The organism is Pseudomonas sp. SM4 (assembly GCF_051913165.1).
Taxonomy (GTDB): domain Bacteria; phylum Pseudomonadota; class Gammaproteobacteria; order Pseudomonadales; family Pseudomonadaceae; genus Aquipseudomonas.
On record NZ_JBODOE010000017.1, the window covers coordinates 128,300 to 143,392 of the forward strand.

At 60.5% G+C, this 15,093-nt stretch carries 16 protein-coding genes; 9 read left to right on the forward strand and 7 right to left on the reverse strand.

Going from position 1 to position 15,093, the window contains the following annotated elements:
• Positions 1-71: 71 nt before the first annotated feature.
• Positions 72-968 carry a tRNA glutamyl-Q(34) synthetase GluQRS gene (gene gluQRS, locus ACQ4MY_RS26070; RefSeq protein WP_440096925.1) on the reverse strand — a complete coding sequence of 299 codons (897 nt, stop codon included), beginning with the start codon at positions 966-968 and terminating at the stop codon, positions 72-74.
• A gap of 210 nt (positions 969-1,178) precedes the next feature.
• Complete coding sequence (gene dksA / locus ACQ4MY_RS26075; RefSeq protein WP_008080850.1) at positions 1,179-1,622, reverse strand: RNA polymerase-binding protein DksA; 444 nt, start codon at positions 1,620-1,622, stop codon at positions 1,179-1,181.
• 334 nt (positions 1,623-1,956) lie between these two features.
• Here dksA and ACQ4MY_RS26080 point away from each other — a divergent pair, with 334 nt between their 5' ends.
• Complete coding sequence (locus ACQ4MY_RS26080; protein WP_440096926.1) at positions 1,957-3,129, forward strand: pyridoxal phosphate-dependent aminotransferase; 1,173 nt, start codon at positions 1,957-1,959, stop codon at positions 3,127-3,129.
• Positions 3,129-3,842 carry a DNA/RNA nuclease SfsA gene (gene sfsA, locus ACQ4MY_RS26085; RefSeq protein WP_440096928.1) on the forward strand — a complete coding sequence of 238 codons (714 nt, stop codon included), beginning with the start codon at positions 3,129-3,131 and terminating at the stop codon, positions 3,840-3,842. Before ACQ4MY_RS26080 ends, sfsA begins: the two co-directional genes overlap by 1 nt.
• On the opposite strand, the gene ACQ4MY_RS26090 is transcribed toward sfsA, so the two are convergent.
• Positions 3,839-4,156: a Rieske (2Fe-2S) protein gene (locus tag ACQ4MY_RS26090; protein WP_440096929.1), complete on the reverse strand. Its 318-nt coding sequence runs from the start codon at positions 4,154-4,156 to the stop codon at positions 3,839-3,841. The two genes, sfsA and ACQ4MY_RS26090, sit on opposite strands and share 4 nt — an antisense overlap.
• A gap of 166 nt (positions 4,157-4,322) precedes the next feature.
• Here ACQ4MY_RS26090 and ACQ4MY_RS26095 point away from each other — a divergent pair, with 166 nt between their 5' ends.
• From ACQ4MY_RS26095 to ACQ4MY_RS26110, 4 genes are read left to right on the forward strand one after another with little or no spacing between them, the layout of a single operon-like run.
• Entirely contained in the window at positions 4,323-5,195 is an 873-nt protein-coding gene (locus ACQ4MY_RS26095; protein ID WP_008080841.1) for a heme/hemin ABC transporter substrate-binding protein, read from the forward strand.
• 50 nt (positions 5,196-5,245) lie between these two features.
• On the forward strand, positions 5,246-6,229 hold the full coding sequence (locus ACQ4MY_RS26100; RefSeq protein ID WP_178116859.1) for a FecCD family ABC transporter permease: 984 nt from the start codon (positions 5,246-5,248) through the stop codon (positions 6,227-6,229).
• Entirely contained in the window at positions 6,229-6,996 is a 768-nt protein-coding gene (locus ACQ4MY_RS26105) for a heme ABC transporter ATP-binding protein (RefSeq protein WP_440096930.1), read from the forward strand. The genes ACQ4MY_RS26100 and ACQ4MY_RS26105 overlap by 1 nt, the downstream gene beginning before the upstream one ends.
• Positions 6,997-7,017: 21 nt before the next feature.
• Positions 7,018-7,869 (forward strand): ChaN family lipoprotein, encoded by an 852-nt coding sequence (locus ACQ4MY_RS26110; RefSeq protein ID WP_440096932.1) that lies wholly within the window; start codon positions 7,018-7,020, stop codon positions 7,867-7,869.
• Positions 7,870-8,101: 232 nt separating this feature from the next.
• On the opposite strand, the gene ACQ4MY_RS26115 is transcribed toward ACQ4MY_RS26110, so the two are convergent.
• The 4 genes from ACQ4MY_RS26115 to ACQ4MY_RS26130 form a co-directional block, all read right to left on the reverse strand.
• Positions 8,102-8,896, reverse strand: coding sequence for a Crp/Fnr family transcriptional regulator (locus ACQ4MY_RS26115; RefSeq protein ID WP_440096933.1), 795 nt, complete (start codon positions 8,894-8,896; stop codon positions 8,102-8,104).
• Positions 8,897-8,912: 16 nt separating this feature from the next.
• On the reverse strand, positions 8,913-9,185 hold the full coding sequence (locus ACQ4MY_RS26120; protein ID WP_003228231.1) for a TfoX/Sxy family protein: 273 nt from the start codon (positions 9,183-9,185) through the stop codon (positions 8,913-8,915).
• Between the two features lie 278 nt (positions 9,186-9,463).
• Positions 9,464-9,808, reverse strand: a complete 345-nt coding sequence (locus tag ACQ4MY_RS26125) for a pentapeptide repeat-containing protein (RefSeq protein WP_008080829.1) — start codon at positions 9,806-9,808, stop codon at positions 9,464-9,466.
• A 91-nt stretch (positions 9,809-9,899) separates the two neighbouring features.
• Positions 9,900-11,456: an AAA family ATPase gene (locus ACQ4MY_RS26130; protein ID WP_440096934.1), complete on the reverse strand. Its 1,557-nt coding sequence runs from the start codon at positions 11,454-11,456 to the stop codon at positions 9,900-9,902.
• Between the two features lie 117 nt (positions 11,457-11,573).
• On the opposite strand from ACQ4MY_RS26130, the gene mrcB reads away from it, so the two are divergent.
• From mrcB to ACQ4MY_RS26145, 3 genes are read left to right on the forward strand one after another with little or no spacing between them, the layout of a single operon-like run.
• Positions 11,574-13,898 carry a penicillin-binding protein 1B gene (gene mrcB / locus ACQ4MY_RS26135; protein WP_158831321.1) on the forward strand — a complete coding sequence of 775 codons (2,325 nt, stop codon included), beginning with the start codon at positions 11,574-11,576 and terminating at the stop codon, positions 13,896-13,898.
• A gap of 16 nt (positions 13,899-13,914) precedes the next feature.
• Entirely contained in the window at positions 13,915-14,670 is a 756-nt protein-coding gene (locus ACQ4MY_RS26140; RefSeq protein WP_008080826.1) for a hypothetical protein, read from the forward strand.
• Positions 14,670-15,005, forward strand: a complete 336-nt coding sequence (locus ACQ4MY_RS26145) for a YqcC family protein (RefSeq protein ID WP_008080825.1) — start codon at positions 14,670-14,672, stop codon at positions 15,003-15,005. Before ACQ4MY_RS26140 ends, ACQ4MY_RS26145 begins: the two co-directional genes overlap by 1 nt.
• The last annotated feature ends 88 nt before the right edge of the window (positions 15,006-15,093 follow it).

The window sequence follows — 15,093 nt, forward strand, 5'->3', positions numbered from 1 at the left end:
CTCTCTTTTTTATGCGCGTGCCCGAAAACGTGCGGCGATGGTAACGGATGGGCGCGCGACTGCAAGTGGCGTCATAGCAGTTGCGCTTCGGGCAGGGTCAGTGTGCGCGGGATCTTTGTCGCATCCCAGTGCAGGCAACCCCACGCCAGTAATTCTTGCGGCGAGGCGTGGGCCAGTTCGGCGTCGGGGTTTTGCCCCAAAGCACGCAGGGCCCGCAGCAGCAATGGCGTGGCTTGATCAGCTTCCAGCGGTGGCGAGCGGTAGGATTTGCCGAGCTTGTTGCCATCCGGTTGGGTAATCAACGGCAAGTGCAGATAGCGCGGTTGGCGCAGGCCCAGCAGCTCTTGCAGGTAGAGCTGACGTGGCGTCGAGTCGAGCAGATCGGCACCCCGGACGATGTCGGTGATGCCTTGCCAGGCATCATCGAGCACCACGGCCAATTGATAGGCGTAGAGACCGTCGCGGCGGCGGATGACGAAATCGCCGACGTCGCGGCCCAGATGCTGACGGTATTCGCCTTGCACGCGGTCGATGAAGTGGTATTCCAGCTCCGGCACGCGCAGGCGAATGGCGGCGTCTTGCTGAGCGTGGCCGAGATTACGGCACAGACCCGGATAAATGCCGTTGTACGCTTCGAGCTGTTTGCGCGAGCAGGTACAGGCGTAGGCCAGGCCGTGATTGAACAGGCTATTGAGGACGTCGGCGTAGGCATCGTGCCGATCGCTCTGGCGCACCATGTCGCCGTCCCACTCGAAACCGTAGCTTTCCAGCGCCTTGAGAATCGCGGTTTGCGCACCGGGTTCTTCACGGGGCGGATCGAGATCTTCCATGCGCACCAGCCAGCGACCGCCGACCGAACGGGCGTCGAGGTAAGAGGCGAGGGCGGCAACCAGCGAGCCGAAGTGCAAGTGGCCACTGGGGGTCGGGGCGAAGCGGCCGATGTACGCGGGGGATTTTTTGGCAGTCATGGAAACGAAGCTACTTTTCAGGCTATACGCAGGTCAACCTGTAGGAGTGAGCCTGCTCGCGATTGCGGTGCGACATTCAACACCGATATTGACCGACCCACCGCTATCGCGAGCAGGCTCACTCCTACAAAAGGCAAAGGCAAAGGCAAAGGCAAAAGACAGAAACAAAAACGGAGCGTTCGCACGCTCCGTTTTTCGTTCAGGTCGAGATTACTTGCCGACCTGCTTTTCCTTGATTTCCGCCAGAGTCTTGCAGTCGACGCACATGTCGGCTGTAGGGCGTGCTTCGAGGCGTTTCACACCAATCTCGACGCCGCACGAATCACACCAACCGTACTCTTCGTCTTCGATCAGTTGCAGCGTCTTGTCGATTTTCTTGATCAGCTTGCGTTCGCGGTCGCGGGCGCGCAGCTCGAGGGCGAATTCTTCTTCCTGGCTGGCACGGTCGGCCGGGTCCGGGAAATTCGCAGCTTCGTCCTTCATGTGGTCAACGGTGCGGTCGACTTCCTGCATCAACTCCTGTTTCCACTTGTTCAGGACCTTGGTGAAGTGCGCGCGCATCGGGGCGCCCATGTACTCTTCACCTTTCGCCGGAACATAAGGTTCGAAACCGCTGATCGTCTGATTCTGCTGTTGCTTTGCTTGGGTGGGCATGAAATGGACCGCCTCTACTCTTGTAATCCATTGCGCAGGATTGCTCCATCACCGACACCTGCCGGCCCTGCGGCTGCAAGCGGGCGAACTTACCAGATCAATTCAGCCTGCGCTACTCCCGGATGTCGAGGTCCCGGCGGGTGGCGCTTGCAAAAGTCTGACAAGCCGTGTCTGGCGGTGTTGGAGACCTGTTCAATCACTGATTTTAGTCAATCCTGGAGCGTACGCTCATATCGTTACAGTCCAGCGTTCTTGAGGCTGTGACCGCTGCGGGTTCTCGCTCGTTCCGGCAGATGGGTAGAATCGTCTCTTTTTCCCCTTCGAAGGAAAACCAATGGCTCAGCCGTACAGTGCGCGCAGTCGTGCGATCGAACCGTTCCATGTAATGGCGCTGCTGGCGCGGGCCAATGAATTGCAGGCTGAAGGCCACGACGTGATCCATCTGGAGATCGGCGAGCCGGACTTCACCACGGCCGAACCGATCATTCGGGCCGGGCAAGCGGCGCTGACGGCGGGCAAGACCCGTTACACCGCAGCGCGCGGGATTCCCGAGTTGCGCGAGGCGATCGCCGGTTTTTACCAATCGCGTTACGCCTTGAACATTGATCCGCGGCGGATTCTGATCACCCCGGGCGGCTCTGGTGCGCTGTTGCTGGCCAGTGCGTTGCTGGTCGACCCCGGCAAACACTGGCTGTTGGCGGACCCAGGCTATCCGTGCAACCGGCACTTCCTGCGATTGGTCGAAGGTGCCGCGCAGCTTGTCCCAGTGGGCCCGGACGTGCGCTATCAACTGACCCCGGATCTGGTCGAGCGTCATTGGGACCACGACAGCGTCGGCGCGCTGGTTGCCTCGCCGGCCAACCCGACCGGAACGATCCTGACCCGCGATGAGCTGGCCGGGTTATCCACAGCCATCAAGGCGAAACACGGGCATCTGGTGGTGGATGAGATCTATCACGGTCTGACTTACGGCACCGATGCCGCCAGCGTGCTGGAAGTCGATGACAGCGCTTTTGTCCTGAACAGTTTCTCCAAGTACTTCGGCATGACCGGCTGGCGCCTGGGCTGGCTGGTCGCGCCGGAGGCGGCGGTGAGTGACCTGGAGAAACTCGCGCAGAATCTCTACATCAGCGCCCCGAGCATGGCGCAATACGCTGCATTGGCGTGTTTCGAGCCGGACACCATCGCCATTCTGGAGGAGCGTCGCGCCGAATTTGGTCGTCGTCGCGACTTCCTGCTGCCCGCCCTGCGCGCGCTCGGATTCAACATTGCCGTGGAGCCGGAGGGCGCGTTCTATTTGTACGCCGATATCAGCCAGTTCGGCGGCGATGCCTTCGCGTTCTGCCGTCATTTCCTCGAAACCGAGCACGTCGCCTTTACGCCGGGGCTGGATTTTGGTCGTTATCAAGCCAGTCATCATGTGCGTTTTGCCTACACGCAAAACCTCACTCGCTTACAGCAAGCGGTGGAACGCATCGCGCGTGGCTTGAAGAGTTGGCAAGGCTGATGCGCTTTTATCCCCCTCTTGAAGAAGCGCGGTTGATTCGTCGATACAAACGCTTTCTCGCCGATATCGAGACCGTTAGCGGCGAGTTGTTGACGATTCACTGCCCGAACACGGGCTCCATGCTCAATTGTCAGGTCGAGGGCGGGCAGGTCTGGTTCAGCCGCTCCAACGATCCCAAGCGCAAATTGCCCGGCACTTGGGAGATCGGCGAAACCCCGCAAGGGCGGCTGTTTTGTGTGAACACCGGACGCGCCAACGGGTTGGTCGAGGAAGCCTTGCAGGCTGGCGTGATCAGCGAGTTGAACGGCTTTACCGCGTTGAAGCGAGAAGTCGCCTATGGGCAGGAAAAAAGCCGTATCGATTTCCGCCTCGAATACCCGAGCGGCCCGGCTTATGTGGAAGTGAAAAGCGTCACCCTGGGCTTCGATGGCACGGCGGTGGCGGCTTTTCCGGATGCCGTGACCCAGCGTGGCGCCAAGCATTTGCGTGAGCTGGCGCATTTGGCTCGCGACGGGATTCGGGCGGTGCAGTTGTATTGCGTCAATCTGAGCGGGATTGAAGCGGTGCGGCCTGCGAAGGAAATCGATTCGGCGTACGCCGATGCGCTTCTCGAAGCCGTTGCCTGTGGCGTTGAGGTGCTGGCGTACGGCGTGCGTTTGAACCATGAAGAGATGGTCATCGACCGGCGTCTCGACGTCTTGCTCAACGGTTAAACGTTGATCCACAGGCCTTGCGCGTTTTCGCGGCAGGGGATGGCGGTGAGTGACTGCCCGGCGCAAGGCCCGGCCACGCATTCGCCGTCCTCGATGAGAAACAGTGCGCCGTGGGTGGCGCACTGGATCAGACTGTTGCTGGGGTCAAGAAACTGGTCGGGCTGCCATTCCAGCCCGACGCCGCGGTGCGGGCAGCGATTGAGGTAAACATAGGCCTGGCCGCTGCGGCGCACGGCAAAGAGCTTTTTCCCGTCGACTTCAAAACCACGACTGGCGGCTTCAGCCAGATCGGCGCCTGCGCAGAGAAACTTCATGACTATCCTCTAGTGTCCGCTCGTGTCCGGATATGTCCGAGCTTGACGTTTAAATGCAAACAATTATCAAATGACGGCCTTCGTCCGCAGGGCGGCTGGCAGATGCCGAGGATACTTGGCCTGCCATTCTGACGCCCGGGAAAAACCTTATTCAAGGAAGCTGGATATGCGCCTGAGTACCCGCGTTGCTGTGCTGTGTGCCGGACTTTTCGTCAGTCACCAGGCGGCAGCGGCTGATTTGCCGCAACGTTGGGTCAGTGCCGGCGGTGCGCTGTCGGAGTGGGTCAGCGCCTTGGGGGGCGAGTCGAAGCTGGTCGGTGTCGACACCACCAGCCAGCATCCCGAGTCGCTGAAGGCGCTGCCGAGCATCGGTTATCAGCGCAGTCTTTCCGCTGAAGGCATTCTCAGTCTGCGCCCGGACATCCTGATCGGCACCGAGGAAATGGGCCCGCCGCCGGTGCTGTCACAGGTGAAAGCGGCCAAGGTTCAGGTGGAGTTGTTCTCGGCGCAGCCGGATCTGCCGACGCTGCAGAAAAACGTGACTCACTTGGGCCAGTTGCTGGGCGCCGAGCCACAGGCTGCGCAACTGCTGCAACGTTATCAACAGCAACTCGATGCGCAGCAAGCACGAGTGACCGATGCGCAGACCCAACAGAAAGCGCCAGGCGTGCTTCTATTGCTCGGACATGCTGGCGGCAAACCGTTGATTGCCGGTAAGGACACCGCCGCCGATTGGCTGCTGCAACAAGCGGGTGGGCATAACCTGGCGACGCATACCGGTTACAAACCTTTTTCCGTGGAATCTCTGGCCAGTCTCGACCCTGAAGTATTGGTATTCGCCGACCGTGCGCTCACCGGTGAGGCGGCGAAAGCCGCGCTGTTCAAGGAAAACCCGATTCTCGATTCAAGCCGCGCCGCCAAAGCAGGCCGGGTGCTCGAGCTGGACCCGACCCTGCTGGTCGGCGGCCTCGGGCCACGTTTGCCTGCGGCGCTGAAAACCCTGTCTGACGGTTTCTACCCGGCCCAGAGCGGCCAATGACCACACTGGTCAAACCCCGTGCCTTGTTCATCGGCCTGACGCTCCTGTGTTTGCTGGCGATCTGGCTGTCATTGGCGCTGGGGCCGGTGAGCCTGCCGCTGATCGATACGTTGCGCGCAGCGTTGCGCATGCTTGGTGTACCGCTGGCGCCAGAAGGGCTGGAGCAGGCCGAGCTGATTCTCGGGCAGATTCGTCTGCCGCGTACCTTGCTCGGGTTGGCGGTCGGCGGTGTGCTGGCATTGTCTGGCGTGGCGATGCAGGGATTGTTTCGTAACCCCTTGGCAGACCCCGGACTGGTGGGTGTTTCCAGTGGCGCGGCGTTGGGTGCGGCGATCGCGATTGTCGGGGGCTCGTTTTTTGGCGGTTTGCCGGAGTGGTTCGGGCCTTATCTGTTGTCGGTCTGCGCGTTTCTCGGCGGGCTCGGGGTCACGGCACTGGTCTATCGACTCGGTCGGCGCAACGGCCAGACCAATGTCGCGACCATGTTGCTGGCGGGTATCGCGCTGACCGCGCTGGCCGGTTCGGCCGTCGGCCTGTTCACTTATCTGGCAGATGACGCGACCCTGCGGACGCTGACGTTCTGGAACCTTGGCAGCCTCAATGGCGCCAGTTACGCGCGGTTGTGGCCGTTGCTGATCATCAGCGTTGGTGTCGCGTTATGGTTGCCACGTCGGGCCAAGGCGCTGAATGCCTTGCTGCTCGGCGAGTCGGAAGCCGGGCATCTGGGCATCGATGTCGAGCGACTGAAGCGCGAGTTGGTGTTTTGCACCGCGCTGGGTGTCGGCGCTGCGGTGGCAGCAGCGGGAATGATCGGCTTCGTTGGTTTGGTGGTGCCGCATCTGGTGCGTTTGCTGGCGGGCCCGGATCACAAAGTCTTGCTGCCGGCATCGGTGCTGGCGGGGGCGAGCCTTTTGCTCTTGGCTGACCTGGTCGCGCGGTTGGCGTTGGCGCCTGCCGAGTTGCCGATCGGTATTGTCACCGCGTTTATCGGTGCGCCGTTCTTTCTATTTCTGCTGTTGCGAGGACGTGCCTGATGTTGCGTGCGCAAGATCTGCACATTCAGCGCGGGCGCAAGGCCGTGCTCAGCGATGTCACGTTGCAACTCGAACCGGGCGAAGTGCTCGGCGTACTCGGGCCGAACGGTGCCGGCAAAAGTACCTTGCTCGGTGCGCTGTGCGGTGAGTTGGCGCCCAGCGCGGGCGGCGTTTCGCTCGACGGGCAAGCGTTGAGTCACTGGACCGGACAGCAGCGCGCGCAACGCTTGGCTGTGTTGCCTCAAGTGTCGACCCTGGACTTTGCCTTTCGTGTCGAAGAAGTGGTCGGCATGGGCCGCCTGCCCTATCAAAGCGGTCGCGTGCGTGATGACGAAATCATCGCCGCAGCGTTGGCGGCGGCGGATGCCGGGCATTTAAGCGGTCGCAGTTATCTGGCGTTGTCCGGTGGCGAGCGCCAGCGCGTGCATCTGGCGCGGGTGTTGGCGCAGCTCTGGCCGGGACAAGCCGGGCAAACGCTGCTGCTGGATGAACCGACGTCGATGCTTGATCCGTTGCATCAACACACCACGCTGCAAGCGGTGCGCGAGTTTGCCGATCGCGGCGCGGCGGTGCTGGTGATCCTGCATGATCTGAATCTGGCGGCGCGCTATTGTGATCGTATTCTGCTGCTCGAAGGCGGGCGTCCGGTAGCGCTGGACACCCCGGAGCAGGTGTTGCGGCCGGACTCGCTGAAGGCTGTGTTCGGTCTTGAAGTGTTGGTGCAGCCGCACCCGGAGCGCGGGCATCCGCTGATCATTGCCCGCTGACTGAATCATCGAGGTGATGGCATGCGTGGGTTGTGGCTGTTGGCAGTGGTGTTGCTTGCGGGGTGTCAGCATGTTGTTGCGCCACCGCCGATCAGTGGCCAGATTCGTGACCTGCGCAGCGGTGAGGAGCTGACGGCGCAGCAACTGGTGAAACGCCTTGCTGGACCCGAGCGACTGATCATTGGCGAGCAGCACGACAATGCCGATCATCACGCCGCGCAATTGTGGCTGTTGCAGTCGCTCGGCGAGCAACGGCCGCAAGGCAGTCTGTTGCTGGAAATGCTCACGCCGGATCAGCAGCCCAAGGTAGATGCCGTTCGCCAGGCAATGTCGCCGTCCGCCAATCTTTCAGAGGCGCTGACCTGGCAGGATGGCTGGGACTGGAATCTCTATGGGCCGATCGTGCGCTTTGCTCTCAGCCAGCCGTATCCGCTGCTGGCGGCCAATCTTGAAAACAGTGAAATCCGTACCTTCTACCGCAACCCGCCGGTGCTGAGCGGTGCGCGCAGTAATGCGGCGTCGGTGAAAAGCACGTTGCTGGCGCAGATCAGTGAATCCCATTGCGGACTGCTGCCCGCAGCACAGATGCCCGCGATGCTGGCCGTGCACCAGCAGCGTGACCGACGCATGGCTGAGCGCATGCTCGCGGCGCCCACGCCTTCGATCTTGTTGGTTGGGGCGTGGCATGCGCGCAAGGATGTCGGGGTGCCGTTGCATGTCGTGGATCTGGGCGCCACTCAAGCGCCAACGGTGTTGATGCTGGCAGAGCGGGGCGCAGCGGTGACTGCCGCGATGGCCGATTACGTCTGGTACACCGCCCCGACGCCCAAGCAGGATTACTGCGAACAGATGCGTGAACAATTCGGCAAATGACTTTTCCACAGGCAAAAAAAGACCCGGTAAAAAACCGGGTCAAATAACCGTGATTAGCCTGATGAGGAGATAATCTGAGAGTCCGAACCAAGGGCTTTTCAGAATATCGACTGATCTCGCGACCAGTTGTGATAATCATAGCGATTCTCATTACCACGTCAACAACTGTTTTCTCATTTCTTTGATTCAGACTCGAAAATGGCCGGGATGCCCCGAAAACAGGGGGCTGGCATTAACTTCTGATTTCGCTCATTTGGCTGACTTGTTTATTCAGTTGGCCGATACGCCGCGCCATGCTTTCGATCAGGCTGTGGGCAATCTTCGGATTGGTGCGGGTCATGCTCAAAAACTGCTCACCGGGAATCAGCATCACTGTGCTCGCTTCTCGGGCGATGACCGTGGCATTGCGCGGTTCGCCGGTGAAAACCGCCATGGCACCAAATATCTCGTCCTTGGGCACATCACCGACCTTGTGCCCTTCGACAAAGGCCTCGGCATGGCCGTCGATGATCACGAACACATGATCGGCGACGTCGCCCTGCTTGATCAGAATTTCCCCGGCCTCAACCCGTTTGAAACCATTGGTGCTGCGAAACTCGCGTGGTTTCAGCTCGGCGACGGTGTGGGCGAGAATCGCCATTTGCCCCAGCAGATACGCAAGAAATTGATCCGCCCGGCCGGCGTCGGCGTACAGATGCTGAAACACCTCATGGCGTCGGTAAGGCGTCAAGCGCAGTGGCCCGTCACTGTACAGGCGGCAATCGTCCCATTCATTGCCACGCTGCAGGCCGATCAGGTCGCCCTCTTGCCAATAAAACAGCGGACGGGCAGCGATGCAGCCGTTGATCACACCTTCAGCCAACAGAAACAACTGATCGCCGGGTAACTGCGCGAACAAATCATCCGTCGCGTCCAGTTGCAGATCCGGCCCGCATGGCGCCAGGCCGAGCAGCCACTGCGCGGGCAAACTCTGTAGGCGATTGATCAGTGCATCGGCATATGCCGATTGTTCCCCCAGCAAATACATGACGGTCAGCGTCCGTTCAGTTCTTGTGGCGCGAGGAAATGGCTTCGAGCTGTTTGTTCAGGGCGTCCTTGCGTTCGGCGGGGATGTCGTTCCAGTGCACGTCCATCAGCGCGCCTTCGATCGCATACAACAACACCTTCGATGCGCGAAACCCGCGGGTACGCACGGCCCGGTAGGCGTCCACCGCGCCCAGGCGACGCAAGTCCGAGGCGCTGTGGATGCCCACGGCATGCAGCCATTGCGCCGACGTCTTGCCAAGATTCTTCAGGTGTTGCAGTTCATCATTCATCAAGCCTCCTTGCGACGGCCGAATGGTGCGTGGGCGAGCTTCTCAGGAGTGTAGCCATCAGTAGGAAAAGCGTGGTTGTTTGGTCGGATTCGACGCAAATGCTTCTAAGAAAAGGAGCTTGAACGGCCTGCGAGCGCAGAAAGGAGGGAGAAAACACACATATCAATGTAGGAGTGAGCCTGCTCGCGATAGCGGGCTGGCAGGCACACATATGTTGAATGTTAAACCGCTATCGCGAGCAGGCTCACTCCTACAGCGGCAGGCGCTGGATGGTTATTTCAGCGAGTGCGATAACGCAGGCGCGTACCGAAATTCATCGACATCAGAATCTCGTCGGCACTCAGCTCCGGCGGGAAGTACGCCCCGGAAATCTGCGCGTGCGCCAGGCTGGCGCCTTCAAGCGACGCATTACGAAAATCGATGCCACGTAAATCGGCCGAGCGGAAATACGCGTCCCGGAAATCCACGCCATCGGCGTTCAGTTCACGCAGGTCAAGGCCTCGGAAGTCGCCACCGACCATGTCGATCGGGCCGTCTTGCGGGCGTTCGTTGTTGAAACCTGTGATGTCATCTTTGTGCAGCAAGGCATACAGCGGGGAGTCGAGCAGTTTAGGCTGGCTCATGTCAGATCACCTGTTGGTTTTATGACGCCAGTATAGTGCCACTATTTGGCGGCCGTGAAGCAAGCGAGGGCTTCACGGCCGAAATAGTTTTTTACAGGCCTGGCAAGCGCTGACGAATCTGCGCGACCACGGTGTCCAGCGTGCCGGATTCGTTGGTCTGCACGCGTTTGCTGCGCAGAATTTCTTCCGGCGTCAGCGCTTCACGATTGGCTTGCTGTGCTTCGATCACGGCCAGCGTGGCGTCGGACGGATCCTGTTTATCCGCCTGACGAATCGCCAGCCAGCTCTCGATCACCGCTTGTGGCGCGTTGCAGTCGAGGATCAGGAACGGTGTGCCGGTGGCTTCGGCAATTTTCGCCGCGTTGTCGCGTTGCTCGCGTTTAAGGTAAGTCGCGTCGATCACCACCGGGAAACCTGCGTGCAGGATGATTTCAGCAATTTCATGCAGGCGTGCGTAGGTCGCCGCGCTGGCGTCGGCGCTATAGATGCCGGCCTGCACGTCGTTGGCGACGGTTTGTTCACCGAACAGGCGCTTGCGTTCAACATCGGAACGCAGGCGGATCGCGCCCAGTGCTTCGACCAGGCGCATGGCCACGTGGCTCTTGCCGACAGCGGAAACGCCGTGGGTAATCGCCATGAAGCGCGAAGGAATGGTGCTGTAGCTTTCGGCCAGGTTGGCGTAGTTGCGGTACTGGCGCAGGGTGGTGGCGCGCTGCACCGGCGTCGCGTCCGCGGGCATGCTGAACAGCGCAACCTTGGCGCGAACCAGTGCGCGGTAGGCTTTATAGAAGTTCAGCACTTCGAGGCCTTGATAGTCGCCGGTCAATTCCAGGTATTGGCTGATGAAGCGGCGCGCCAGGGATTTCAGGCCACGGTCTTCAAGGTCCATCGCGAGGAAGCCGGTGTCGGCCCAGACGTCGGTGAAACGGAACGGTTCGTTGAACTCGATGCAGTCGAAGATCACCACTTTGCCGTCGATGACCGTGGCGTTGCCCAAATGGATGTCGCCGTGACATTCACGGGTAAAGCCTTCGGTTTTGCGCTGGGCGAACAGTGGCTTGAGACGTTCGAAGCTGCTTTCGGCCCAGGCTTTCAGTGCGTCGAGTTGCAGCAGATCGTTTTTGTCGCTGAGGAACGGCAGGATCTGCTCAAAGTTTTGCGACACCGGCGCCATCACGCTGTCCGGGGTACCGGCGTCGTGTTCGGCCGGGACTTTTGGCGCGGTGAGGTGGAAGCGGGCGATTTGCTTGGCCATCTCGTCGATGTGCTGGGTGGTCAGTTCGCCGTTGGCTTGCAAAGTGCTGAGCAGACCGGTCTGTGGGAACTGGCGCATTTTCAGCAGATATTCGATCGCCGGGCCTTCACCGCCGAGTTGCGGTGCTTCGACGCTGCCGGTCACTGGCAATACTTCCAGGTACAAATCGTCGGTCAGGCGCTGGTTCAGACGCAGTTCTTCTGCACAGAAATGTGCGCGCGACTCGAGGCCGGTGAAGTCGAGGAAACCGAAATTGACCGGTTTCTTTACTTTATAAGCAAAGGGGCCGGTGAGGATCACCCACGAGATATGGGTTTCGATGACCTGAAACCCTTCGACAGGGTGCGGGTAGAGGGCCGGGTTTTGCAGGGCAGCGATCAGTGACTGGCTCACGGGCGATCCTTCAGAGAGGGGGGAAATTCAAGGCGGCCATTATGGCCGCTCGCCAGCCTGACGCAAACCTCGGAGCGCTCCTGTTGAGTATGAATAAAGTGCGTATAATCCGCCGCCATGACTCGAACTCGATCCCCCCGTACCAAGAAAAAACCACCTTCCAAGGGCCTCAGCCCATGGTTGAGCTGGGCCATTAAACTCAGTCTGGTCGGCCTTGTCGTGCTGGCCGGCTTCGCCGTTTACCTCGATGCCGTGGTGCAGGAGAAGTTCTCCGGCAAGCGCTGGACCATCCCGGCGAAGGTCTACGCGCGGCCGCTTGAGCTGTTCGTCGGACAAAAGCTCAGCAAGGACGATTTCCTTACCGAACTCGATGCTCTTGGCTATCGCCGCGAAGCCGTGAGCAATGGTCCCGGCGCCGCAGCCGTCAACGGTAATACGGTCGATCTGAATACCCGTGGCTTCCAGTTCTATGAAGGCCTGGAGAAGCCGCAGCCTGTGCGCGTGCGTTTCTCCGGCGATTACGTGGCTGAGTTGTCGGCGACCAACGGTTCGAAACTGTCCGTGGTACGCCTTGAACCGCTGATGATCGGCGGCATTTATCCAAAGAATCTCGAAGACCGCATTCTGATCAAGCTCGATCAGGTGCCGCCGTACCTGCTCGAAACCCTGGTCGCTGTAGAAGACCGCGATTACTACAGCCACTGGGGCGTGTCGCCGAAGTCGATTGCCCGGGCTATCTGGGTCAACACCTCTGGCGGCAAGATGACCCAGGGCGGCAGTACGCTGACCCAGCAGTTGGTGAAAAACTTCTACCTGACCAACGAACGCAGCCTGACCCGCAAGCTCACCGAAGCGATGATGGCGCTATTGCTGGAAATGCATTACGACAAGAAAGAAATCCTTGAGGCCTACCTCAATGAAGTCTTCGTCGGGCAGGACGGTCAGCGCGCAGTGCACGGTTTCGGTCTGGCCAGCCAGTTCTTCTTCGGTCAGCCATTATCCGAATTGAAACTGCATCAGGTGGCGTTGCTGGTCGGCATGGTCAAAGGCCCGTCCTACTACAACCCGCGACGCAACCCGGAGCGCGCGTTGGAGCGGCGTAACCTGGTGCTCGACGTACTTGAGCAGCAGGGCGTGGCGACGGCCGAGCAGGTCGAAGCAGCGAAGAAAATGCCGCTGGGCGTGACCACGCGCGGCAAGCTCGCCGACAGTTCGTTCCCGGGCTTTATCGATCTGGTCAAACGGCAGTTGCGCGAAGATTACCGCGACGAAGACTTGACCGAAGAAGGCCTGCGGATCTTCACCAGTTTCGACCCGATTCTGCAGATGAAGGCCGAAGCCTCGGTCAACGACACGTTCAAGCGTCTGTCCGGGCGCAAAGGCTCCGACGATGTCGAAGCAGCGATGGTCGTGACCAACCCGGAAACCGGCGAAGTGCAGGCGATGATCGGCAGCCGTCAGGCCAGTTTTGCCGGCTTCAACCGGGCACTCGATGCGGTGCGGCCGGTGGGTTCGTTGATCAAACCGGCGGTTTATCTCACCGCGCTGGAGAAACCGAGCCAGTACACGCTGACCAGTTGGCTGTCCGACGATCCGTTGTCGGTCAAAGGCGCGAACGGTCAGGTGTGGAAACCGCAGAATTATGATCGTCGCTCCCACGGCACGGTCTTCCTCTATCAGGGCCTGGCGCACTCCTACAACCTGTCGACCTCGCGTCTGGGTCTGGAAGTGGGCGTGCCGAATGTGTTGAAAACACTCGGTCGTCTGGGCGTTACACGTGAATTCCCGGCGTTCCCGTCGATGTTGCTCGGCGCGGGTGGCATGACCCCGATCGAAGTGGCGACCATGTACCAGACCCTCGCCAACGGTGGTTTCAACACGCCGATGCGCGGGATTCGCAGCGTGCTGACCGCCGAGGGCGAACCGCTCAAGCGTTATCCGTTCCAGATCGAGCAGCGTTTCGACCCGGCGTCCATCTATCTGATCCAGAACGCCATGCAGCGCGTGATGCGTGAAGGTACCGGCAGTTCGGTTTATAACGTGCTGCCCAAGACCCTGACACTCGCCGGCAAGACCGGCACCAGTAACGATTCCCGTGACAGCTGGTTCGCCGGTTTCAGTCAGGACCTGCTGGCGGTGGTGTGGCTGGGCCGCGACGATAACGGCAAGACGCCGTTCACCGGGGCCACCGGCGCGTTGCAAGTCTGGACCAGTTTCATGCGCAAGGCTGATCCGCTGCCGCTGGACATGCCGCAGCCGGACAACATCGTCCAGGCATGGGTCGATTCGCGCACCGGGCAGGGCTCCGATGCCAACTGCCCAGGTGCGGTGCAGATGCCGTATATTCGCGGCAGCGAACCGCCACCCGGCGCCGCCTGTGCAAGCGAAACGCCTGCTTCCGGCGAGTCGGTGATGGATTGGGTCAAGGGCTGGATGAATTAAGCAAAGAGGGTTTCAAGTGAACAAGTGGTTGATTCCAGCGGTGACCGCCGTGGCTTTGCTCAGCGGCTGCTCTACCGTACAGCGTGGTTCGATCCCGGTGGTCGATTCCGGTACGGCTGTGTCCAACAGCGAACGTATCTCGGCCAATGGCGGTTTCCGTCAAACGACCGTAAAGCGTCCTGCGCAGGCTCAGGCTCAGACTCAAGCGATCCCGCAAGGCGATACCGGCGTGGTGGTGATGGTGCCGGGTGGCGGTGCCGCCGTGTCGACGCCGATCAGCTCTTCGCCTATCGAGTCGGGCCCGGCGTCCGGCGGTATCACGTCGGGGCCGTACACGCCTCCGGCCGTTGAATCGGCACCGATCAATTCCGGCAGCTACAGCATGCCTTCGACGCCGAGCGGGATTCCTTCCGCCAGCAGTGGCGGCGGCTTGTCGGCAGACGAACAGCTGGACGGCCCGGTGCTCGCCTTGCTGACTACCGCTCAGCAGCAACAGGCGGGCGGCGACCTCAACGGCGCGTCTTCCAGTCTGGAGCGTGCACAGCGCGTCGCTCCGCGTGAGCCGCAAGTGCTTTATCGCCTGGCGCAAGTGCGCATGGCTCAAGGGGATGCGCCGCAAGCCGAGCAGTTCGCCCGTCGTGCGCTGACGATGGCCAACGGTCGCCCGGACCTGCAAGCCAGTCTGTGGGAAATCATCGCTCAGTCCCGCGAGAAACAAGGCGATTCCGCCGGCGCCGCTCAGGCCCGTCAGAAGGCCAAGGTTTCGCTGTGATGGATGCCCGTTTCCCGAAAATCGCCGATCAGTTGCTATTGATCGAGCGTGAATTGCGCACACAAGGCTGGTGGGACGAGGTGTCGCCGTCGGCCGAAGCCCTGAGCAGTGTCGAACCGTTTTCGGTCGATACGCTGGACTTTGAACAATGGCTGCAATGGATCTTCCTGCCCCGCATGAAGATGATCCTCGAACAGGATCTGCCGTTGCCGAATGCTTCGGGTATCCAGGAGATGGCAGAAATGGTCTTCGCCCAGCGCAACCTGGGTGGCAAGGATCGTCAACTGCAGGTGCTGCTCAAAGAGTTCGACCTGCTGATCACCGCCTCGCACTGACACCTCATCAATGTAATTGTATGGACTCGCCCAAGCCGAGGCGTCTGTGCGCCACGGTGGCATTCTTATAGAAGCCAACGACAGCGAG

What these genes read in the sequence shown, in the direction of transcription:
- gluQRS (WP_440096925.1), bottom strand. Translation starts at nt 968, where the DNA reads ATGACTGCCAAAAAATCCCCCGCGTACATCGGCCGCTTCGCCCCGACC.
- dksA (WP_008080850.1), bottom strand. Translation starts at nt 1,622, where the DNA reads ATGCCCACCCAAGCAAAGCAACAGCAGAATCAGACGATCAGCGGTTTC.
- ACQ4MY_RS26080 (WP_440096926.1), top strand. Translation starts at nt 1,957, where the DNA reads ATGGCTCAGCCGTACAGTGCGCGCAGTCGTGCGATCGAACCGTTCCAT.
- sfsA (WP_440096928.1), top strand. Translation starts at nt 3,129, where the DNA reads ATGCGCTTTTATCCCCCTCTTGAAGAAGCGCGGTTGATTCGTCGATAC.
- ACQ4MY_RS26090 (WP_440096929.1), bottom strand. Translation starts at nt 4,156, where the DNA reads ATGAAGTTTCTCTGCGCAGGCGCCGATCTGGCTGAAGCCGCCAGTCGT.
- ACQ4MY_RS26095 (WP_008080841.1), top strand. Translation starts at nt 4,323, where the DNA reads ATGCGCCTGAGTACCCGCGTTGCTGTGCTGTGTGCCGGACTTTTCGTC.
- ACQ4MY_RS26105 (WP_440096930.1), top strand. Translation starts at nt 6,229, where the DNA reads ATGTTGCGTGCGCAAGATCTGCACATTCAGCGCGGGCGCAAGGCCGTG.
- ACQ4MY_RS26110 (WP_440096932.1), top strand. Translation starts at nt 7,018, where the DNA reads ATGCGTGGGTTGTGGCTGTTGGCAGTGGTGTTGCTTGCGGGGTGTCAG.
- ACQ4MY_RS26115 (WP_440096933.1), bottom strand. Translation starts at nt 8,896, where the DNA reads ATGTATTTGCTGGGGGAACAATCGGCATATGCCGATGCACTGATCAAT.
- ACQ4MY_RS26120 (WP_003228231.1), bottom strand. Translation starts at nt 9,185, where the DNA reads ATGAATGATGAACTGCAACACCTGAAGAATCTTGGCAAGACGTCGGCG.
- ACQ4MY_RS26125 (WP_008080829.1), bottom strand. Translation starts at nt 9,808, where the DNA reads ATGAGCCAGCCTAAACTGCTCGACTCCCCGCTGTATGCCTTGCTGCAC.
- mrcB (WP_158831321.1), top strand. Translation starts at nt 11,574, where the DNA reads ATGACTCGAACTCGATCCCCCCGTACCAAGAAAAAACCACCTTCCAAG.
- ACQ4MY_RS26145 (WP_008080825.1), top strand. Translation starts at nt 14,670, where the DNA reads ATGGATGCCCGTTTCCCGAAAATCGCCGATCAGTTGCTATTGATCGAG.